Source organism: Kosakonia quasisacchari (assembly GCF_004331415.1).
Classification (GTDB): domain Bacteria; phylum Pseudomonadota; class Gammaproteobacteria; order Enterobacterales; family Enterobacteriaceae; genus Kosakonia; species Kosakonia quasisacchari.
In genome coordinates this window covers 1-20,950 of sequence record NZ_SJOP01000016.1, presented here as the reverse complement: position 1 = coordinate 20,950, position 20,950 = coordinate 1, and the positions used below count along the sequence as shown (strand labels likewise).

Sequence of the window (20,950 nt, the reverse complement as noted above, 5' to 3'; positions counted from 1 at the left end):
GATCGTATTTATCGCATTTAGTTTGCATTAGGTTGTTGTTTTATAGCGAGAAAGAGAATTCGCCGTGAATATGCTTAACGTGTTCCTGCTCGAAGTTTAGGTTACGACAATAAACCACGAGTGAATGAGCAATATTAACCATGAGTAAGATGTTTGCTGACAATGCGTAAATACTTATAAACCCCAGGCATTATTGCTTTCTTTGGTATCGCTGATTATCAGCCGAATTAAAGGTGTATTTGGGATAGGCGTAAAAATAGACTGGCGAAAATAAAAATATAATGACAGTTTTATGACGGTTATAGCCTGCTCGGTAATAATAAAAAACGAACGGAAAACTTATCGTCTGATCCCGTTTCCCGCCCGGTTAATTAAATGGTTAGCAATGTACTCTCGCCGGATGTGCTCATTGTCCGACTTTGGCAATGTGATGAAGGATCAGCAATGTTGTTTCAGAAAATCGACAATCAACTGCGAAACACATTCAGGGTTCTCTCTGTTACTGATATGCGCCGCATTCGGAATCAGAGTGAATTCACAGTCTAATGCTTCTGCCATCTGCCGCCCTTCCACTGGCGGGCGCGGCAGATCCAGCTCGCCAGTTGCCACATGCGCCGGGCATGTTACAGAATCCAGAATGGCCATACGATCCGGTCGGCCGAAAATCAATTTACCGAGCGGCACAATACTGCTGCGTAACTGCTCTGCAGAAAGGGAGGAAAGGTAAGCGGTGAGCTGCTGAACGTCTGCAGGCAAGGCGAACTGCGAATAGAATTGGCTGACAATATAGTCGAGTAACTCAGGGGGAATGGTGCCCGTTGCATCGATGGCGTTGAGCATCGCGAAGTAGCGCTCACGCGCCAGATCGGTTTCATCGCCAATAAAAGTATCAAATAACATCACAGCCTTAACCCGCGCCGGTGCGGCGGCAGCGAGTTCTGCTCCCCACATTCCACCAACCGACAAGCCGACCACGGCAAACTGGTCGATATTGAGCGAGTCCATTAAGGCTAAATGGTCTGCGGCAATATCGGTCAAAGAAGAGAGCGTGCCGGGCAACGCGGGAGAATCACCATGGCCCCACAAATCTGGCGCTATTACACGAAAGTGTTGGCTGAGCATTTCCATTTGCGGCAACCACATCGATTTATCAAACAAATAGCTATGGCCCAACAGCACGGGAAAACCCGTTCCGCTATCTAAAAAAGACATCATTGGTTTTGCATTCATCAATACTCTCCTTGTTTGATGGCTCAACGACGTGAGCACATTTTCAAAAACTGAATATTTACTGACTTCATTTCAGAAATGAAAAGGTTAATCTTCTCTTTTCGAACGTGTTTTCTTATCCCAATGCTATTTGTGCTATAGCAACCAGAACAGCTCAACGTCGTAATGTCACCCCGGCGTGGAGATAGTGGGGTAAAGCAACGTTTCCAGGAAACTCACAACCACCCACAGCGTTTCGCTGAATATTGACCATAAACCCACCACCAAAACCACCACCGCGAGCAGCAGCAAAATCAACGCCGTTTTATCCATAACATGCTCAAATGTGGTAAGAAATTCTCGTTTTCGGACACTCATTCCAGCATCCGGTTCAACTTTTTACTATGACTATTTTGTCAGCGACATGCGGGCTATTGATATCACTGGAGATTAATTTTAAAGCGCAAAGCGCTGAAGTGGGGCTGCGCCGTTAGGACGCCGTTTTGCGAAAAGATAATGGTTTGATAAGCGAGTCACTTTTCGCATTAAAAAATTCCAAAATCCTATCTCAATAATAGGTATTAGCTATGCATCTTTTCTTTTTCACCGTTTACCCGCCGCTGTGCCTTCTAAAGTCATTATTTATCAATTTATTAAACAAATTTTCACTTGCCTGTAAAGCCTTTGCGCAGAGTCTATGCTTATAGCATGTGCCGAAAAAAAGGGCTTGTGGGTAATAACCCTTCGGAAAAGAGGTTGAAGTGATAATCATTATCACTAACATAGCATTATGAGCCTTTGATCTGATGATGTGAGGTAAACGATGGAATCATTTAATCCGCAAGATTTTACGTGGCGGGGGCTAAGCATGACGCCCGCTGCCGCAGAACACATCCGTGCGTTAGCCAGTAAGCAGGCTGGTGTGCTCGGCGTGCGGCTTGGTATCAAGCAGACCGGTTGCGCAGGTTTTGGTTATGTACTCGATACCGTGACGGAGCCGAACGAAGACGATTTGCTTTACGAATCTGACGGTGCACGCCTTTACGTACCGCTACAAGCGATGCCGTTTATTGACGGCACCGAAGTAGATTATGTGCGCGAAGGTTTAAATCAGATCTTCAAATTTCATAACCCGAAAGCACAGCACGAATGCGGCTGTGGCGAAAGTTTCGGGGTATAGGCGGTACTATGTCTCGTAATACTGAAGTAACTGACGATGTCAAAACCTGGACCGGTGGCAACCTCAATTATAAAGAGGGCTTTTTTACCCGGTTGAGCACCGACGAGCTGGCAAAAGGCATCAGTGAAGATGTCGTGAGGGCCATTTCTGCGAAACGCAACGAGCCGGAATGGATGCTTGAGTTTCGCCTGAATGCCTTCCGGGCATGGCAGGAGATGGAAGAACCGCATTGGCTGAAAGCCCATTACGAAAAACTGGATTACCAGGATTACAGTTACTACTCTGCGCCTTCTTGCGGTAATTGCGACGACACTTGTGCCTCTCAGCCTGGTGCAGTGCAACAGACCGGTTCAAATGCCTGGCTGACGGAAGAAGTTGAAGAGGCCTTTAACCAACTCGGCGTACCAGTGCGCGAAGGTAAAGAAGTCGCGGTCGACGCCATTTTTGACTCCGTCTCCGTGGCGACGACGTACCGTGAAAAATTGTCAGAGCAAGGCATCATCTTCTGTTCATTTGGTGAGGCGATTCATGACCATCCGGAACTGGTAAAAAAATACCTCGGAACGGTGGTGCCTTCTAATGACAACTTTTTCGCCGCGCTTAACGCTGCCGTTGCCTCAGATGGCACTTTTATCTACATCCCGAAAGGCGTGCGTTGCCCGATGGAACTGTCGACCTATTTCCGCATTAATGCAGAAAAAACTGGCCAGTTCGAGCGCACCATTCTGGTGGCGGATGAAGGGAGCTACGTCAGCTATATCGAAGGATGTTCGGCACCGGTGCGCGACAGCTATCAGCTGCACGCAGCGGTGGTGGAAGTCATCATCCACAAAGACGCGGAAGTGAAATACTCCACGGTGCAAAACTGGTTCCCGGGGGATAACAACACCGGCGGGATCCTCAACTTTGTGACCAAGCGTGCGCTGTGTGAAGGCGAAAACAGCAAGATGTCGTGGACGCAGTCTGAGACGGGCTCCGCCATTACCTGGAAATACCCGAGCTGTATTCTGCGCGGTGATAACTCGATCGGTGAATTCTTCTCTGTCGCGCTGACCAGCGGGCATCAGCAGGCGGATACCGGCACCAAGATGATCCATATCGGGAAGAACACCAAATCGACGATTATTTCGAAAGGGATCTCCGCCGGGCATAGCCAGAACAGCTATCGCGGGCTGGTGAAAATCATGCCGACGGCGACCAATGCCCGCAACTTCACGCAGTGCGACTCGATGCTGATTGGCCCGGATTGCGGCGCGCATACCTTCCCGTATGTTGAGTGCCGCAATAACAGCGCGCGGCTTGAGCATGAAGCCACAACATCGCGTATCGGTGAAGACCAACTGTTCTACTGCCTGCAACGCGGAATCAGTGAAGACGATGCCATTTCCATGATCGTCAATGGTTTCTGTAAAGACGTCTTCTCTGAACTGCCGCTGGAGTTTGCCGTTGAAGCACAAAAACTGCTGGCTATCAGCCTTGAACACAGCGTCGGTTAAGAATGAAAGGATAAGAAATGTTAAGTATTAAAGACTTGCAGGTAAGCGTTGAAGATAAAGAGATCCTGCGTGGCCTGAGCCTGGACGTGCGCCCCGGTGAAGTTCACGCAATTATGGGGCCGAACGGCTCCGGGAAAAGTACGCTTTCTGCGACGCTGGCCGGACGTGAAGATTACGAAGTGGTGGGCGGCAGCATCGAGTTTAAAGGCAAAGATTTGCTGGAGCTTTCGCCGGAAGACCGTGCCGGTGAAGGCGTGTTCATGGCTTTCCAGTATCCGGTGGAGATCCCCGGGGTCAGTAACCAATTCTTCCTGCAAACTGCGCTTAATGCGGTCCGTAAATATCGCGGCGAAGAGGCGCTGGATCGGTTTGACTTCCAGGATCTGATGGAAGACAAAATCAAGCTGCTGAAGATGCCGGAAGATCTGCTTACCCGCTCGGTCAATGTTGGTTTCTCTGGTGGTGAGAAAAAACGTAACGACATTCTGCAAATGGCGGTGCTGGAACCTGAACTGTGCATTCTGGATGAAACGGACTCCGGCCTTGATATTGATGCGCTGAAAATTGTTGCAGAAGGGGTGAATGCGCTGCGTGACGAAAAACGCGCATTTATCATTGTCACGCACTACCAGCGGATCCTGGATTACATCAAGCCGGATTTCGTTCATGTGTTGTATCAGGGGCGCATCGTGAAATCCGGTGATTTCACGCTGGTTAAGCAACTGGAGGAGCAGGGCTATGGCTGGCTTACCGAACAGCAGTAACGCGCTGCAACAGTGGCATCATCTGTTTGAAACCCAGGGCGGGGCGCGTTCTGAATCGGCGCAGCAGCATCTGCAGCAAATGCTGCGTTTAGGGCTGCCGACACGCAAACATGAAAACTGGAAATACACGCCGCTGGAAGGCTTGCTGAATAGCCAGTTTGTTAGCACCTCCGGCACGATTGGTGCCGCACAGCGCGATGCGCTGGCATTGCCAGTGGATGCCGTGCGGCTGGTGTTTGTCGATGGTCAGTTTAACGCGGCGCTGAGCGACGAGACTGCCGGTTCCGGTTTTGAGATCAGTTTTGCTGATGTGCGGGCTGATCTGCCTGCGCCGGTGCAGCCGGAAGTGTTCCTGCATCTGACAGAAAGCCTGGCGCAGAGCGTGACCTGGATTCAGGTGGCGCGTAATCAGCGGCCGGCTAAGCCATTGCTGCTTATGCATATTACTCAAGGGCTGGCGGGCGACGAGATGAATACCGCCCATTACCGCCACCATCTTGAGCTTGCCCAGGGCGCGGAAGCGACGGTTTACGAACACTACGTCAGCCTGAACGACGCGCGCCACTTTACCGGTTCACGTCTGACGATGAATGTGGCGGCGAATGCGCATCTGCACCACGTCAAACTGGTGTTTGAAAACCCGTATAGCTACCACTTTGCGCATAATGACATTTTGCTTGCGGCAGATGCGGCGGCAGACAGCCACAGTTTCCTGCTCGGCGGGGCCGTGTTGCGCCATAACACCAGTACGCAACTTAATGGCGAAAACACGCAGTTGCGCATCAACAGCCTGGCGATGCCCGTGAAATCGGAAGTCTGCGATACCCGCACTTGGCTTGAGCATAATCAGGGCTACTGCAACAGCCGTCAGCTACATAAAACCATCGTCAGCGATAAAGGCCGCGCGGTGTTTAATGGCCTGATCAAGGTTGCGCAACACGCCATCAAAACCGACGGGCAGATGACCAACAATAATTTGTTGCTCGGGCGTCTGGCGGAAGTGGATACCAAGCCACAATTGGAAATTTATGCTGACGATGTGAAATGTAGTCACGGCGCGACAATTGGTCGCATCGACGATGAACAGATGTTTTATTTGCGCTCGCGCGGGATCAATCAACAGGCGGCGCAACAGATGATAATCCATGCTTTCGCGGCTGAACTTACGGAAGCCATTAGCGACGAAGCATTGAAACAACAGGTTCTGGCGCGTATCAGCCAGCGCCTGGCAGGGGGCAGAATATGAGTTTTCCCGTGAACGCCGTTCGTGCCGATTTTCCGGTGCTACAGCGTGAAGTGAACGGACTCCCTTTGGCCTATCTCGACAGTGCGGCCAGTGCGCAAAAGCCGAACCAGGTGATTGATGCCGAGGCTGAATTTTTCCGCCACGGTTATGCGGCGGTACACCGCGGTATTCATACGCTGAGCGCGGAAGCCACCCAGCGGATGGAAAACGTGCGGGTGCAGGTGGCGGCGTTTCTTAATGCACGTTTGCCGGAAGAGCTGGTGTTTGTACGCGGTACTACCGAGGGAATTAACCTGGTGGCGAACAGCTGGGGGACCAGCCAGGTGCGCGCGGGCGACAACATTATTATTAGCGCGATGGAACACCACGCCAATATTGTTCCGTGGCAGATGCTGTGCGAGCGCGTGGGCGCTGAGTTGCGCGTGATCCCGCTCAACCAGGATGGCACGCTGCAACTGGACGTGTTGCCAACGCTGCTCGATAAACGCACGCGTCTACTGGCGATAACTCAGGTGTCAAACGTGCTGGGGACCGAAAACCCGGTAGCGGACATCATTACGCTGGCGCATCAGCATGGCGCGAAAGTGCTGGTGGATGGCGCGCAGGCAGTAATGCACCATCCGGTGGATGTGCAGGCGCTGGACTGCGACTTCTATGTTTTCTCCGGCCATAAACTGTATGGACCTACCGGTATTGGCGTGCTGTACGCCAAAGAGGACATTTTGCAGGATATGCCGCCATGGGAAGGGGGCGGCTCAATGATCGCCACCGTTAGCCTGACTGAAGGCACAACCTATGCGAAAGCGCCGTGGCGTTTTGAGGCCGGTACGCCGAATACGGGCGGTATTATCGGGCTTGGCGCGGCAATTGAGTATGTCCACAAGTTGGGGCTGGAGGCGATAGGTGAATACGAGCAGACGCTGATGCATTACGCACTCAACGCGCTGGCGGACGTGCCGGATCTGACGCTTTATGGCCCGGCGCAGCGCCAGGGGGTAATCGCGTTTAATCTCGGGAAACATCACGCCTATGATGTCGGCAGTTTCCTCGATAATTACGGCATTGCAGTGCGCACGGGGCACCACTGCGCGATGCCGCTAATGGCGTTTTACAATGTGCCCGCTATGTGTCGCGCGTCGCTGGTTATGTACAATACAGAAGAAGAGGTGGATCGTCTGGTGGCTGGCCTGAAACGCATTCATCAGTTGCTGGGCTAACCTGAGAGGCAAAAATGGCCGCATTACCCGATAAAGAGAAATTGCTGCGCAATTTTAGCCGCTGTGCCAACTGGGAAGAGAAGTATCTCTATATTATTGAACTGGGGCAGCGGCTACCGGAATTAAGTGCCGAAGCACACAATCCTGAGAACATTATTCAGGGCTGTCAGAGCCAGGTCTGGATTGTCATGCATCGTAATGAAGCGGGCGTTATGGAGCTTGCTGGCGATAGCGACGCTGCTATTGTCAAAGGACTTATTGCCATCGTCTTTGTGCTCTATCAGCAGATGACCGCGCAAGATATTGTGGCGTTTGATGTACGCCCGTGGTTTGAAAAAATGTCCCTCACGCAACATTTGACCCCCTCCCGCTCGCAAGGGCTTGAAGCAATGATTCGCGCGATTCGCAACAAAGCCGCCAACATTAGCTAAACTTAAAAGACCATTTTTCATCCTGTTACGACGCGAGGCATTGAACGCCTCGCTGGATCTTCAGCTTTCTGACACCTTGTCAGTGGATACAGGAACTCCCGTATGAAACGCGCGTCTTTGCTCTCCTTATGTCTTTTCGGCGCTTTAAGCGCACTCCAGGTGGCTCGTGCGGCAGAATATCCCCTGCCTGCCGACGGTAGCCGTGTAATTGGGCAAAACCAGACTTATACCGTGCAGGCGGGGGATAAAAACCTGCAGGCGATCGCCCGCCATTTCGACACAGCAGCAATGTTGATCCTTGAAGCCAATAACACGATTGCGCCCATACCGAGACCGGGCACGATCGTCACCATCCCTTCACAAATGATTTTGCCCGATACGCCGCGCGAAGGGATTGTGGTTAATCTGGCTGAATTGCGGTTGTATTATTTCCCGCCGGGAAAAAATAGTGTGCAGGTTTACCCGATAGGTATTGGCCAACAGGGGCTGGAAACGCCGGTTTCTGTGACGCGAGTCAGCCAGAAGATCCCGAACCCAACCTGGACACCAACGGCAGGTATTCGCGCACGTTCACTGGCGAACGGCATTGAATTGCCACCGGTAATACCTGCAGGGCCAAACAACCCGCTAGGGCGCTTTGCGCTGCGTCTGGGAATTGGCAATGGTGAATATCTCATTCATGGTACGAATGCGCCGGACAGCGTTGGGTTGCGCGTCAGTTCTGGTTGTATTCGTATGAATGCACCGGATATCCAGGCGCTGTTTGCTCAAGTTGCGGCTGGTACGCGCGTGACGATTATCAACGAACCGGTGAAATACGCCGTAGAGCCTGATGGGCGACATTTTATTGAGGTGCATCGTCCGCTGGCACAAAATGTTGAAGAAAATACGCAGACGGTGCCTATCAACTTCTCTCCGGCGCTCGAGACTTTTATTCACCATGCCGGCGGCGATAGTGGAATGATTACGCAAGCGTTGAATCGTCGGGCAGGTTACCCGATAGCGATTCCGGTCAAGACAGCGGCGGCAGCGTCGCAAGAAAGTGTGTTATCCGTACTGAACAGTGCGAAAGGAACAACGGTGGATGCAGAATCCCAACATGAGACGGTAATGCAGTAGACGAAAGGACGGGCAAATTAAAGGCAAAAAAAATGGCGCACCGAGTGCGCCATTTCATTACAGGTACTCTTACTTACGGTAAGAGTGAGCCTGGTTGTCCAGACGCTGGTTAGCGCGAGCTGCGTCATCTTTAGCAGCCTGAACGTCGGAACGGATTGCGTTCACGTCGTTGCTCAGCTGGTCAACTTTAGCGTTCAGAGTCTGAACGTCAGAAGACAGCTGATCGATTTTAGCATTGCTGGAGCAACCAGCCAGCAGAGTAGAACCCAGGATTACCGCGCCCAGTACCAGTTTAGTACGATTCATTATTAATACCCTCTAGATTGAGTTAATCTCCATGTAGCGTTACAAGTATTACACAAAGTTTTTTAGGTTGAGAATATTTTTTTGATGGGAATCCACTTAAATTTGATCGTTCGCTCAAAGAAACACCGACTTTCAATAAAAGGTTAAAAAACGCGTGTTAAAACAGCACGCTTCCATCGGATTCATCTTAGATAATGGCCGATTTAAATAGTGAAATCCGATTGGATTTTTTATTTTAAATGGAGGCGGGAATATAAAAAAAGCGCCACAGAGGCGCTTTTTTAATCAGTCCGAATTGTCCGGTTATTATTACAGAACGTGTACGGAGGCAGTGTTTGTTGTGCCGCTCGGAACCAGTGCACCGGAAACCATGACAACTACGTCGCCTTTACATGCCAGGCCACTTTCCAGCGCCACTTCTTTGCCCAGACGGTAGAAATCATCTGTAGAAGAGATTTCTTTCACCAGTTGCGGGACAACACCTTTGCTCAACACCAGCTGACGCGCGGTCAGTTCGTTGGTGGTCAGCGCCAGAATAGTGGCATCCGGGAAGTATTTACGCACTGCGCGAGCAGATTTGCCGCCCTGAGTCGCAACAACAATCAGCGGAGCTTCCAGTTTCTCAGCTGTCTCAACAGCGCCACGGCAAACCGCTTCAGTAATGCGCAGTTTACGGCTGTCATTGTTGAAATCCAGGCGGCTGGTCATCACGCGATCGGTACGTTCGCAAATGGTGGCCATAATGGTCACGGCTTCCAGCGGGTATTTCCCTTTAGCGGATTCGCCAGACAGCATTACTGCATCGGTGCCGTCGAGGATGGCGTTCGCCACGTCGCCAGCTTCAGCGCGGGTCGGACGCGGGTTTTTAATCATAGAATCGAGCATCTGGGTCGCAGTGATAACGACTTTGCGAGCGCGGATACATTTTTCAATCATCATCTTCTGCGCGAAGATCACTTCTTCAACCGGGATTTCAACGCCCAGGTCGCCACGCGCAACCATGATGCCGTCAGACGCTTCGAGGATTTCGTCGAAGTTGTTCAGGCCTTCCTGGTTTTCAATTTTGGAGATGATCTGAATGTTCTCGCCGCCGTGTGCTTTCAGGTGCTCACGAATTTCAACGACGTCAGAACGTTTACGGATGAAGGAGGCCGCAACAAAGTCGACGCCTTGTTCACAACCAAAGATCAGGTCTTGCTTATCTTTTTCAGCCAGCGCCGGCAGGGCGATGGAAACGCCAGGCAGGTTTACGCCTTTGTTTTCACCGAGGTCGCCGTTGTTCAACACTTTACAGATAACTTTATTGCCAACGATTTCGGTCACTTCCATACCGATCAGACCATCGTCTACCAGCACGGTGTTGCCAACGCTCAGATCGTTGGTGAAACCTTCGTAAGTCACGGCAACGGTATCCGCGTTGCCGACAACAGATTTGTCAGTGGTGAAGGTGAAAGTCTGACCTGCTTTCAGGGAGACGTCATTGCCGCCTTCCAGTTTGATGGTGCGGATTTCCGGGCCTTTGGTGTCCAGCAGAATTGCCGCTTTTTTACCGGTTTTGCTCATCACGTTGCGCAGGTTTTTGATGCGCTGGCCGTGCTCAGCATAGTCACCGTGGGAGAAGTTTAAACGCATGACGTTCATGCCAGCGTCCAGCATTTTCGCCAGCATCTCTTCGGATTCGGTTTTCGGACCGATGGTGCAAACAATTTTGGTCTTTTTCATGACAGTTCTGGTCTTTAAGTTTGAGTTGAGAAGGATTGGGAATTTACGCTCCGGTTAACGCACGGCTCCGGAGTCAAACCTGTGTTGCGAAAAGAGCGATGCCACAGTCTAAGGATAGGTGACATCAAAAAAGCGTGCAGAAGAATGTGTGCCTGAGATTCAGCCAGATCGGGGAAAAATTGATGTGAGTAATTTGTTTTACAGTTCAATCAGCTGAATCCATTCAAATTAGGATGGCGGCATTATAGCGTCGACAGTGACAGAAAGGAATTAAAAACGCTGTTTCAAAATACGAATTTATCGTCATTATCGATTTGTTGTGTAACCGTTATCACATAATTGCGCAACCGTTGCACAACCGAGGCTGCCTGTGGCCTGGCCATAGTGGCGGCATCAGTATGGCCGACTCTGTGGCGACATGATTACTCTGCTACAACTACGCTTATTTACCCGCGCCTTTCGTGAATGAGAAAAATAAACAATAAGATTGTTCTGTTTATTTTTTCGAGTCAGCATGTGCTGGCATGAATTAAATAAAAAATGTGCGCCAGTTTGCTTTTTAAATAATTGCCGAGACGGCCTTTCTCTTACTTCCCTCTGTCATGTCAGCGAAGCGGATATATCGGCTGAACACTCCTTAAAAAGCCAGAAATATATTTTATATTTTTGAATTGATATCACGTTTTCGCATAAAGTTTGCTTTAAGGATAATCCTAAATCGTTTGCTTTTTCTGATGTTTAACTCATTGTTTTTTATGTGAAACGTGAATGGGTGGCGTAAATGAATAAAAACTAAATAATTGATATATATAGATCTTAACTTTTTGAAAGAGTTTGCAATAAAACGCCTTGTTACTACTCTTAAACGTCTCTGAATGAGACACAATGAATTTATAAAAATATTCATTCCGGATTATTACCTCCGGAGGTCGGCTGGTGCCTGCTTATTATTTACTGCCAGCCTTATTTAATACGTTTACTCATGATGAAGGTTAGGTAATGACGACTTCTGCCGTTGTTGGGCATGGATGTGCTTTTATTCCGCCGCCAGAAATTCCGACCCAGCAGGGGCCGATGGGTATCCTGTATGATTTTAATGACGGTGCCCGGTTACTGTTGCCGGCCGGTAATTGGCGGGTAGAAATAAGCGATGACGAAACGGGAAATATCCTGTTTGCCGACGATGTCGTGCAGGGCTGGGTGATCAGCACAAAAAAATATTATGTGCCGTTTCGTTTACGGGTCTGGGACGGCGTCCAGTCGGAGCCTTTGCTGGACCACGTTCTGGATATGCGCGGCAAAACGGTACTGGTTTCATTTCCCAGCGGTACGCTGGGCGATCTCATCGGCTGGGTTCCTTACGCCGAACGCTTTCGACAGACGTACCAGTGCAACGTTTATTGCACCATGGCGCAGCCGATCGTCGATCTCTTCAAGCCGGTCTATCCGCAGCTTAATTGCGCTACCCCGGAAGAGTGGCAGGCTGAGTCGGGCGTGAGCGAGCCGCCTTACGCCAGTTGGCGCGTTGGGCTGTTTTTCCACGGCGATCTCGACAAGCAGCCATTTGATTTTCGATCCGTGGGTCTGCACCGAACCGCCGGGCATATTCTTGGCGTTGACCCTACGGAAATTGTTCCGGATCTGCGCCAGCGCAGCCCGCGTCGTATCGCCGAACCCTATGTCTGCATCGCGACCCAGTCCACTAGCCAGGCCAAATTCTGGAACAACGGCAACGGCTGGTATGAAGTCATCGACTATCTGAAAGAGCAGGGCTACCGCGTTTTGTGTATCGACAAAGAGCGCGTGGTAGGCCGCGGTTACATCTGGAACAAAATCCCCCACGGCGCAGAAGATTTCACCGGCAGTCTGCCCCTCTCTGAACGCGTGGCGCTGCTGGAGCACGCCGAATTTTTCATCGGCCTCGGCAGCGGTCTCTCCTGGCTTGCCTGGGGCTGCCGTATTCCGGTGGTGCTGATCAGTGGATTCAGCCTGCCGAACAGCGAATTTCATACCCCCTGGCGCGTCATCAACACCCATGTCTGCAACGGCTGCTGGGATGACGTGCGGTTTAATTTTGATCATCAGGACTATTTCTGGTGTCCGCGCCACAAAGGCACGGACCGGCAGTACGAATGCACACGTTTTATCACTGGCAAGCAGGTCATCGGCCATCTTCGTCGGCTGATTGCCCTGCGAAGCAATCCCTTTGGCATCAAAACAACAGCATTGGCAGACCCCGATCAACATGCCGCCTGACGGATGAGAGACGGGTTTCGAGGACATAGAAATGAAAAAAAGTCTTAACTGCAGTTACCGGCTGGTGTGGAATGACGTTCAGCGGGCGTTTGTGGTGGTTTCAGAACTGACCCGAGCGAAAGGCAAGCGTGCAGGCGGCGCGGTGTTGATCTCGGCGGCGGTGGGCGGCATCTTCGCAAGCAGCGGGGCGATGGCGTTTACCCCGGATGTCACTGGTTCGACGCGGGATGAAGTGGTGCAGGAAGGCGTACAGAACGTGCGTCCTGGCGGCTTAACCACCAACCATACCATCAGCACCCGTGGCACTCAGATGGTGGCGGGCGGTCAGACCGTGGATACCCGCGTTCAGGACGGCGGTTCGCAGATAGTGCGGCAGAACGGACAGACGACCGGTACCGTTGTCACTGACGGGGCACAGATTGTTGAAGCGGACGGGACGGCAACTGGCACGCAGCTTAACAGCGGCGGCACGCAGGCGATCGCCGGCAGGGCTAATGGCACCATTGTCGGCGCTGGCGGTGTGCAGACTGTGCTGGAAAGCGGGCTGGCAAGCCAGACGATTATTAACACTGGCGGCGTGCAGGCCGTTAACGGCAGTTCAGTCCAGGGCGTCATTAACGCAGGCGGCATCCAGCTCATCAACAGCGGCGGTTTCTCTCAGGATGCAACGGTAAACAACGGTGGAGTCCAGCACGTTAACGTCGGCGGTTCCGCTGACGACACCACCATCTTTGGCGGCGGCAATCAAATCGTGGCCGGCACGGTATCCGGTGCGCACCTCAACGATGGTGGCGCACAGTTGGTTCAGCAAACCGGCAAAGCCATTGGCACCATCATCAACAACCGCGGCACGCAGACCGTAGACGGCACCGCTGTCTCCGCAGTCGTCAACAGCGGCGGTACCCAGTTGGTGAACCGCGGTGGGCTGGCGGACAACGCTACCGTTAACAATGGCGGCCTGCAGCACATCAAGGAAGGTGGCGCAGCGTCCGACAGCACGGTGTTTGGCGGGGGTAAGCAAGTTGTTGCCGGCACGACCTCCGGCACCAGCATCAACAACGGCGGTCACCAGCTTGTGCAGGCCACCGGCAAAGCCACCGACACCATCATCAACAGCGGTGGCACTCAGGCAGTAGACGGTACGGCGATCTCTGCCGTGGTCAATGATGGCGGGGTGCAGCTTATCCACTCCGGCGCGCTTGCTGCAGGCTCGCTGGTTAATTCCGGTGGTTTGCAGCACATCAACGAAGGCGGCGCTGCCTCGGATGCGCTGCTGTTTGGCGGTAGCCAGATTGTCGAAGGTACGGCATCGGACACCCGCGTGGACTCAGGCGGTGTGCAGCAAGTCCACGTTACCGGGAAAACCATCGACAGCAAAATCTATGACGGCGGTTTCCAGGATGTTGACGGCACGGCTAACGGCACGACCGTCTATACCGGCGGTAAACAGCTGATCCGCAGCGGCGGTCATGCGAACAATACCCGCGTCGACAAAGATGGCGTGCAGATTGTGCGTGCCGGCGGCGCGGCATCAAAAACGACGCTGCTAGGGGGAACGCAGCAGGTCGCAGGCATGGCGGGCGACACCGTCATCGGCGACGGCGGCATCCAGCACGTCCAGGTGGGTGGCATTGCTACGGGGGCGCTTATCAACAGCGGCGGTCTGCAGCGCGTTGACGGTTCGGCGACCTCAGCCGTCGTGAACAACGGCGGCGTGCAACTGGTGAACAGCGGTGGGCTGGCCGCGGGTTCTATCGTCAACAGCGGTGGCCTGCAGCACATCAACCTTGGCGGCGCAGCGTCTGATGGCACCATCTTCGGCGGCGGCAAACAACTGGTGGCAGGGACTGCGTCCGGGACCAGCGTCAGCGATGGCGGTCTGCAGATCGTGCAGGCCAGCGGCAAAACCTCCGGCACCCAAATCAACAGCGGCGGCGTGCAGAGTGTCGACGGCAGCGCTACCTCATCCGTGGTACGCAATGGCGGCATCCAGTTGGTGAATAACGGCGGCCTGGCGGCAGGCACCGCCGTCCACAGCGGCGGCCTGCAACATATTAACCTCGGCGGCGCGGCATCTGATAACACCGTCTTCGGCGGCGGTAAACAGGTGGTAGCGGGCACGGCGTCCGGTACCAGCCTGAGTGACGGTGCTTATCAGATCGTCAGGGCCACCGGGAAAGCGACCGGCACCCTGATCAACAGTGGCGGTGTGCAGAGCGTTGATGGCAACGCGACCTCGGCGGTGGTGCGCAACGGTGGCATCCAGTTGGTGAATAACGGCGGTCTGGCGGCAGGCACCACGGTGAACAGCGGCGGCCTGCAGCACATCAACCTCGGTGGCGCGGCGTCTGATGGCACCATCTTCGGCGGCGGCAAGCAACTGGTGGAAGGTACCGCTTCCGGCACGAGCCTGAGCGATGGGGGGATGCAACTGGTGGCAGCGAGCGGTAAAACTACCGACACCCATATCAACAGCGGTGGCGTGCAGAGCGTAGACGGTACGGCCATCTCCTCAGTGATCAATGACGGCGGCCAACAAATCGTCAACTACGGTGGCCTCGCTGCCGGTTCGATCGTGAATAACGGCGGGGTGCAACACATTTCCGCTGGCGGCGCGGCATCTGACGGCACGGTGTTCGGCGGCGGTACCCAACTGGTAGAAGGCTCGGCTTCCGACACCAGCATCAGCGACGGCGGGGTACAACTGGTGACCAAGAGCGGTCAGGCTAGTGGGACGTTGATTAACAGCGGCGGCGTACAGCGCGTACACGGTCAGTCGTTCGACGCGGTGATTAATAACGGCGGGGCGCAGATCGTTGACCCGTACGGCTGGGCCCGCCAGAGCGTCATTAACGCTGGCGGGACACAGATCCTCAGTAACTCCGCTGTGGCGATCTCCACCGTGATGAACGGCGGTGAGCAGCACGTCAATAACGGCGCGAAATCCTTCGCAGCGCGCCTGCTGGGCGGTACGCAAAATATCGGCAGCGGCGGGCAGGCCTTCGAAACACGCGTCGAGAAGGGGGGCGTGCAGAACCTCAACGCGGGCGGTTACACCTACGGTGGCACCATCTCCACCGGCGGCAGACAAAACGTTGCGACTGGCGGCGTCACCGACTTCACGTTTGTCGATGGCGGCCTGCAGGTGGTTGACGGTACCTCGATTGTCAGCATCGTGAAAAACGGCGGGCATCAGGTGATCAATAAAAACGCCAATGCCGAAGTTTCTATTGTGATTGATGGCGGCATTCAGGACGTTCTCGGCACCACCACCGGGTCGGAAATCACTCGTGCAGAACAGCGCATCTTTAGCGGGGGTTCAGCCACTTCTACCGTGCTGAGCGACGGTGCGGTTCAGGGCATTTACTACGGTGCGGTGGTGACCGATACCCGTAACCGTAACAGCATCCAGAATGTGTACCGCGGTGGGCGTGCGCAAAACAACCTGATGGATGATTTTGCAGTGCAGAACATCGCTGCGGGCGCGACGGCGGTGAACACCTCGATGATCAACTCCAGCCAACAGAATGTGCGCGGCAGTGCAGTCGATACTGATCTTTCCGCGAAGGCCGTGCAGAACGTCTACCGGGGCGGGGCCGCGACTCGCACTATGATCTACGAGCGCGGTATCCAGAATATCTATAGCGGGGGGGAATCGATACTTGCCGTCATCCAGGCGGGCGGGATCCAGAACGTGCTGAACGGCGGTACCGCTACCCGTACCACCATTAACGGTGGCGGTACTCAGAACGTCAACAGCGGCGGGACGGTGATCTCCACCATTATCCGTGAGGGCGGGATCCAGAACGTTAATGACGGAGCGATCGTTATCGACAATCAGGTGGTCGGCGATCAGGTAGTCAATCAGGGCGGCATCGTCACTTCGTCCACTGTCAGCGAAAACGGCACCCAGAGTGTCACCTCCGGCGGCACGGCTATTGCCACTACCGTCAGCAAAGGCGGTGCCCAGTTCGTTCGCGCCGGGGGCGCGGCGGATCTGACGGCGATTGAGCGTGGCGGCATACTGGCGCTGGAAGATGGCGCCACGGTCACCAATATCAATCTTAATAGCGGCGCCGCGTTGATGGCGGGCACCGACACCACGCTCAACGGCACTAACGCGCTTGGCCGCTTCTCCATTGCCAATAAGGTTGCGGAAAGCGTGCTGCTGGAAGGCGGTGGTCTGCTGTCGGTTGCCGCTGACGGCAGCGCCAACAACACCGTGGTCAGTGAGAACGGTACGCTGAGCGTCGCCGAGGGCGGTATGCTGACCGGCGTAACCAAAGTCAACGACGGGGCGACGCTTGCCGGTAATGTTAACAATAGCGGCGAATTGCGCATCACCACCGATACCAGCGCCAGCACCGTTAACGCGGCCATCAACGGCAACGGTACACTGTATAAAGAAGGTGACAACACGCTGACCCTGAGCGGTGCGCTTAATCAGACGGGCGGTACCTATCTGCAGAGCGGTACGCTGGTGTTCAGCGGGCTGGATGCCGTGACCGACATCATCGCCCAGCGCGGCACCTCGCTGCAGTTGACCAAAGGCACCACGCTGACCGGGATGATCGACCCGACCGATCTGACCGTTGATGCCGGTTCAAACTGGCTGATGACCGACAACTCCCTGCTCGATAACCTGACGCTGGGCGGCTCGATCGATTACCAGACACCGACCGGGGCGTTTGTCCCAAAAACCCTCACCGTCACCAACCTGGTGGGCAATGGCGGCACCATTACCCTGAACACCCTGTTTAACGGTAATAGCGCAGTGAGTGACAGCCTGGTGCTGGATGGCGGCACCGCCACCGGGAATACGCAGATTGCCATTCGCAGCCAGGGCGGTCTGGGTGTGCGTACCACCGGCAACGGCATTCAGGTGGTGAATGCCATCAATGGCGCGACCACGACCGATGATGCCTTCAGTCTCAACGGTAGCCTGCAGGCAGGTGCGTATAACTACACCCTGCAACAGGGCAGCGCTGATGAGAGTTGGTATCTGACTACCGCTGCTGCCGGCAGCAACGAGAACGGCCCGCAGAACTACCGTTCGGCGACGTATCTCTATAGCTCCGTCTATGCGCAGGCAATGGACTACGACAGTGCGCTGCTCGGCTCGCTGGATGCCCGTCGCTATGCGGCGCGTACCGCAGCCGAAAGCGGTAGCAACATGTGGGCCCGTTTCCAGGCCGGTCAGTTGAGCCACGATCACGGCAGCAACGATCTGCGCAGCGGCAACACGCCGGATAGTAAAGGCGGCTATACCTTCCTGCAGATCGGTAGCGATCTGTGGCAGGGATCGGCCTCTGCTATGGAATGGACCGTAGGGGTGTACGGTGCGGCGGGGCTCTCTGCCGTCGACGTGCAGCGCAACGACAAGTCGAAAGCCGGTACGGTACGCGATGACGCCTACAGCGGCGGCCTCTATCTCAACGGTGTGCATGAGAGCGGCTGGTGGATGGATGTGGTGGCCCAGGGCACACGCCACAACTTCGATACCAACCCGCGCGATGGTGACGGTCTGAAAACCCACGGCTGGGGCTACGTTGGCTCCTTCGAAACCGGTCTGCCATTTGAGATTGGCGGAGGTCTGGTGCTGGAACCGCAGGTGCAGTACCAGTATCGCGGCGTGAACCTGAAAGATGGCAATGATGACGTTGCAGATGTGCAGTTCGGCGATGGCCACAGCCAGCAGGTGCGTGCCGGTCTGCGTCTGGGCAACAACGCGACGCTGAAAGAGACGGGTAAACCGGTACCGGTAAGCTGGTGGGTGCGTCCGTCCTTCATCCAGACCTTCGACTCGAAGGGCACGCTAAACGTCAGCGCGCCAGGCGTAGCAGGCAGCGAGGTTGCGTTCAATCCGGATCAGGACGGCACCGCTGCGGCGCTGGATGTCGGCATCGACGGTCAGATCCGCGATAACGTTACCCTCGGGGTGCGCGCGGGCTACACCCGGAGCATCGACGACGCAGGCACCGGCGGCTACGGCGGTCAAATCACGCTGAAAGTCGGCTTCTGATAGCCCGAGGTTAACACGAAAGCCGTGCCGCAAGGTGCGGCTTTTTTGTCTGTGATTGCAGCGCATACGGGGAAGGGCGTTTTATCACTGTTGCTAACGCGCAGTCGGCGTGGCGGTGATGATCATGCTGAGATGAATAAAGAAAGATAAAAAACTGAGAGTTACTAAGAATGGTGCGTCCGAATGGACTCGAACCATCGACCCCCACCATGTCAAGGTGGTGCTCTAACCAACTGAGCTACGGACGCACTGAAAAGGAATGGTGCGTTCAATTGGACTCGAACCAACGACCCCCACCATGTCAAGGTGGTGCTCTAACCAACTGAGCTATGAACGCAATGTTGTGGTTGACAACGGGGACGAATATTAGCGGCAGGCCGGAGATGTGGCAAGTGGAAAATGGCAAATTTCTTACGCAATTCGCTCGACTGCGGAACTTTTACGCAAGATGCGGCTATTTTACTGATGTAAAAGAATAAATCTTAATCATTCATCAAATTAACCCTGGTCGGCTGCGCGCCTCTCTCAATATCAACTGCATGACTTCTTGTTCTGAGCACAGAGTTTCCCTCGTTTTTGTTCTGATTCTGGATGATTCGGCAGTTTGTTCATCGTTCAGTTAACTTTAAATATTTTTGCGGGATCTCTGTGGGGCGTTAAACGAACCGCCGCTGCGATTGGAACAATGCGCGGAGAATTTAAAACGTCTGGCCGAGCATCTCGCTGCCTTAGATGAAACATCTCTTCGCCGGAAGAGCGAGAAGATAGCCCACAGGACATCGTGAATGAAGTGAAAATGTGGATCGCGGTAAATAGTCAGCGTCCAAATCAACATAAGAAATAGAGGGCCTTCACGTGAAGGCCCATAAAATAGTGTGCATAGAAATAAAAAATGAACCTGTGATTATTTTATTATCTTTCGATGACAGGTTAAATAAGTCTGCGTTTATTTATGAGATTTTTTGTAGTGAAATACTACCATCGCTAACGGTATTTACCGGTGATACGGGAGAATAAACAATTTGGCTGGAGGTGCCGAAAATAGAGTTCTGATAAAGGTTGCCACTTTCAACCACAAGCGCAATATTGCTATCCGGAACACCGCTCCCGGATGTATTAATAACAACTTTCTTCAATGCCGCGCTGGATTCTTTCGGCATATTAATACCCACCACTGTGATTGTGCTGTCTTCAAAAAAAGCCCAACCAAACCGGTGCTGGTTGAGTTGATATTTAAATCGTACCATGCCAGATCCGGTGTTGCGTAAGCGCGAGAATACCCACTAAAAGAAACCGCATTACCATTGGTCGGAATTTGAATGTTATTAATTCCGCTCAGTGGTAAGAACAGGCTAACGGCATAAACGTCGACTGACGAATTCTGCTGCGCCTGATCGGGCACGGATACGGTAATTTCAAACGCTTTCGTTACGCTTGGGTCAATAAGATACGCGAGCCCCAGCGAAAAACCCTGTCCCTGAACTGACTGCACGCTGTAATTTTGCGGTTTTTGGTTATTATAAGCGACATTAAAGGGTGTGGTGTTACCGGTATTATTATAAACCACAATTGCTACTGGCTGGTTAGGCAGATTGGTATAAGTTACTGCTTGTCCTTTACCCAGTGTTGTTCTGCTGCCATCAGAAATGGAAGACTGAAAACCTGCGGACGCATTCATAGCATAAGCTGTCGTGAACATATAAAATATCCTCTACGAGTAGAAAGCTGAATGTTAATTGCATTATTGGCAGGTAGGTTGTCTGCCAACAAATTAAAAGTAGAATTATCCTGGTTTGTTTTCAAATAAATATTTGTGAAGGTTTTTATACTGAATAAAATCAAAGGTAATACTGGCGTATTGGTCAATATATATTGGTCATGTAGGATATATAGTTGTATAGGATATGTCTTTTTTTGCGAATTGCTTAATTAGCGAGCGAAGAGATGGCCGCCAAAGGGCGGCTATTTTTGTTGTGCACAGA

Annotated in this window: 16 protein-coding genes and 2 tRNA genes; 9 read left to right on the top strand and 9 right to left on the bottom strand. The window is 53.2% G+C overall.

Going from position 1 to position 20,950, the window contains the following annotated elements; all coding sequences use genetic code 11:
- Window positions 1-438 precede the first annotated feature (438 nt).
- Complete coding sequence (locus E0L21_RS16855) at window positions 439-1,230, bottom strand: alpha/beta fold hydrolase (protein WP_131411481.1); 792 nt, start codon at window positions 1,228-1,230, stop codon at window positions 439-441.
- A gap of 168 nt (window positions 1,231-1,398) precedes the next feature.
- Window positions 1,399-1,587, bottom strand: coding sequence for an Ecr family regulatory small membrane protein (locus E0L21_RS16850; RefSeq protein WP_131411479.1), 189 nt, complete (start codon window positions 1,585-1,587; stop codon window positions 1,399-1,401).
- 445 nt (window positions 1,588-2,032) lie between these two features.
- On the opposite strand from E0L21_RS16850, the gene sufA reads away from it, so the two are divergent.
- The 7 genes from sufA to ldtE all read left to right on the top strand — a co-directional run bounded on the left by sufA (window position 2,033) and on the right by ldtE (window position 8,662).
- Window positions 2,033-2,389 (top strand): Fe-S cluster assembly scaffold SufA, encoded by a 357-nt coding sequence (sufA, locus tag E0L21_RS16845; protein ID WP_131411477.1) that lies wholly within the window; start codon window positions 2,033-2,035, stop codon window positions 2,387-2,389.
- Between the two features lie 8 nt (window positions 2,390-2,397).
- Entirely contained in the window at window positions 2,398-3,885 is a 1,488-nt protein-coding gene (gene sufB / locus E0L21_RS16840; protein ID WP_131411475.1) for a Fe-S cluster assembly protein SufB, read from the top strand.
- 17 nt (window positions 3,886-3,902) lie between these two features.
- Window positions 3,903-4,649, top strand: a complete 747-nt coding sequence (sufC, locus tag E0L21_RS16835; RefSeq protein ID WP_131411473.1) for a Fe-S cluster assembly ATPase SufC — start codon at window positions 3,903-3,905, stop codon at window positions 4,647-4,649.
- Window positions 4,624-5,895: a Fe-S cluster assembly protein SufD gene (sufD, locus tag E0L21_RS16830; protein WP_131411471.1), complete on the top strand. Its 1,272-nt coding sequence runs from the start codon at window positions 4,624-4,626 to the stop codon at window positions 5,893-5,895. The genes sufC and sufD overlap by 26 nt, the downstream gene beginning before the upstream one ends.
- Complete coding sequence (gene sufS, locus E0L21_RS16825) at window positions 5,892-7,112, top strand: cysteine desulfurase SufS (RefSeq protein WP_131411469.1); 1,221 nt, start codon at window positions 5,892-5,894, stop codon at window positions 7,110-7,112. Before sufD ends, sufS begins: the two co-directional genes overlap by 4 nt.
- Before the next feature lie 14 nt (window positions 7,113-7,126).
- Window positions 7,127-7,543, top strand: coding sequence for a cysteine desulfuration protein SufE (gene sufE, locus E0L21_RS16820; protein WP_017456581.1), 417 nt, complete (start codon window positions 7,127-7,129; stop codon window positions 7,541-7,543).
- 102 nt (window positions 7,544-7,645) lie between these two features.
- The gene (ldtE, locus tag E0L21_RS16815; protein WP_131411467.1) at window positions 7,646-8,662 is read left to right on the top strand and encodes a L,D-transpeptidase LdtE; all 1,017 of its coding nucleotides are present in this window, start codon (window positions 7,646-7,648) and stop codon (window positions 8,660-8,662) included.
- 69 nt (window positions 8,663-8,731) lie between these two features.
- On the opposite strand, the gene E0L21_RS16810 is transcribed toward ldtE, so the two are convergent.
- The 3 genes from E0L21_RS16810 to ynhH all read right to left on the bottom strand — a co-directional run bounded on the left by E0L21_RS16810 (window position 8,732) and on the right by ynhH (window position 10,899).
- Entirely contained in the window at window positions 8,732-8,968 is a 237-nt protein-coding gene (locus E0L21_RS16810; RefSeq protein ID WP_007374746.1) for a major outer membrane lipoprotein, read from the bottom strand.
- A 309-nt stretch (window positions 8,969-9,277) separates the two neighbouring features.
- On the bottom strand, window positions 9,278-10,690 hold the full coding sequence (gene pykF / locus E0L21_RS16805) for a pyruvate kinase PykF (RefSeq protein ID WP_131411465.1): 1,413 nt from the start codon (window positions 10,688-10,690) through the stop codon (window positions 9,278-9,280).
- Between the two features lie 14 nt (window positions 10,691-10,704).
- Window positions 10,705-10,899 carry a protein YnhH gene (gene ynhH / locus E0L21_RS25535; protein ID WP_456237420.1) on the bottom strand — a complete coding sequence of 65 codons (195 nt, stop codon included), beginning with the start codon at window positions 10,897-10,899 and terminating at the stop codon, window positions 10,705-10,707.
- A gap of 790 nt (window positions 10,900-11,689) precedes the next feature.
- Between ynhH and E0L21_RS16800 the strand changes: the two genes are divergently transcribed.
- Window positions 11,690-12,946, top strand: a complete 1,257-nt coding sequence (locus E0L21_RS16800) for an autotransporter strand-loop-strand O-heptosyltransferase (protein WP_131411463.1) — start codon at window positions 11,690-11,692, stop codon at window positions 12,944-12,946.
- 31 nt (window positions 12,947-12,977) lie between these two features.
- On the top strand, window positions 12,978-18,968 hold the full coding sequence (locus E0L21_RS16795; RefSeq protein WP_131411461.1) for an AIDA repeat-containing protein: 5,991 nt from the start codon (window positions 12,978-12,980) through the stop codon (window positions 18,966-18,968).
- Between the two features lie 171 nt (window positions 18,969-19,139).
- Here the strand turns inward: E0L21_RS16795 and E0L21_RS16790 are convergent.
- The 4 genes from E0L21_RS16790 to E0L21_RS16775 all read right to left on the bottom strand — a co-directional run bounded on the left by E0L21_RS16790 (window position 19,140) and on the right by E0L21_RS16775 (window position 20,667).
- Window positions 19,140-19,216 (bottom strand) — tRNA-Val (locus E0L21_RS16790).
- 12 nt (window positions 19,217-19,228) lie between these two features.
- Window positions 19,229-19,305, bottom strand: a tRNA-Val gene (locus E0L21_RS16785).
- Between the two features lie 613 nt (window positions 19,306-19,918).
- Window positions 19,919-20,128 carry a hypothetical protein gene (locus E0L21_RS16780; RefSeq protein ID WP_131411459.1) on the bottom strand — a complete coding sequence of 70 codons (210 nt, stop codon included), beginning with the start codon at window positions 20,126-20,128 and terminating at the stop codon, window positions 19,919-19,921.
- Entirely contained in the window at window positions 20,101-20,667 is a 567-nt protein-coding gene (locus E0L21_RS16775; protein ID WP_131411457.1) for a hypothetical protein, read from the bottom strand. The genes E0L21_RS16780 and E0L21_RS16775 overlap by 28 nt, the downstream gene beginning before the upstream one ends.
- Between the last annotated feature and the right edge of the window lie 283 nt (window positions 20,668-20,950).

Excerpts from the sequence above, each read along its gene's own strand:
- E0L21_RS16855 (WP_131411481.1), bottom strand. The coding sequence starts at position 1,230 with ATGAATGCAAAACCAATGATGTCTTTTTTAGATAGCGGAACGGGTTTT.
- E0L21_RS16850 (WP_131411479.1), bottom strand. The coding sequence starts at position 1,587 with ATGAGTGTCCGAAAACGAGAATTTCTTACCACATTTGAGCATGTTATG.
- sufA (WP_131411477.1), top strand. The coding sequence starts at position 2,033 with ATGGAATCATTTAATCCGCAAGATTTTACGTGGCGGGGGCTAAGCATG.
- sufB (WP_131411475.1), top strand. The coding sequence starts at position 2,398 with ATGTCTCGTAATACTGAAGTAACTGACGATGTCAAAACCTGGACCGGT.
- sufC (WP_131411473.1), top strand. The coding sequence starts at position 3,903 with ATGTTAAGTATTAAAGACTTGCAGGTAAGCGTTGAAGATAAAGAGATC.
- sufD (WP_131411471.1), top strand. The coding sequence starts at position 4,624 with ATGGCTGGCTTACCGAACAGCAGTAACGCGCTGCAACAGTGGCATCAT.
- sufS (WP_131411469.1), top strand. The coding sequence starts at position 5,892 with ATGAGTTTTCCCGTGAACGCCGTTCGTGCCGATTTTCCGGTGCTACAG.
- sufE (WP_017456581.1), top strand. The coding sequence starts at position 7,127 with ATGGCCGCATTACCCGATAAAGAGAAATTGCTGCGCAATTTTAGCCGC.
- ldtE (WP_131411467.1), top strand. The coding sequence starts at position 7,646 with ATGAAACGCGCGTCTTTGCTCTCCTTATGTCTTTTCGGCGCTTTAAGC.
- E0L21_RS16810 (WP_007374746.1), bottom strand. The coding sequence starts at position 8,968 with ATGAATCGTACTAAACTGGTACTGGGCGCGGTAATCCTGGGTTCTACT.
- pykF (WP_131411465.1), bottom strand. The coding sequence starts at position 10,690 with ATGAAAAAGACCAAAATTGTTTGCACCATCGGTCCGAAAACCGAATCC.
- E0L21_RS16800 (WP_131411463.1), top strand. The coding sequence starts at position 11,690 with ATGACGACTTCTGCCGTTGTTGGGCATGGATGTGCTTTTATTCCGCCG.
- E0L21_RS16795 (WP_131411461.1), top strand. The coding sequence starts at position 12,978 with ATGAAAAAAAGTCTTAACTGCAGTTACCGGCTGGTGTGGAATGACGTT.
- E0L21_RS16780 (WP_131411459.1), bottom strand. The coding sequence starts at position 20,128 with ATGCCGAAAGAATCCAGCGCGGCATTGAAGAAAGTTGTTATTAATACA.
- E0L21_RS16775 (WP_131411457.1), bottom strand. The coding sequence starts at position 20,667 with ATGTTCACGACAGCTTATGCTATGAATGCGTCCGCAGGTTTTCAGTCT.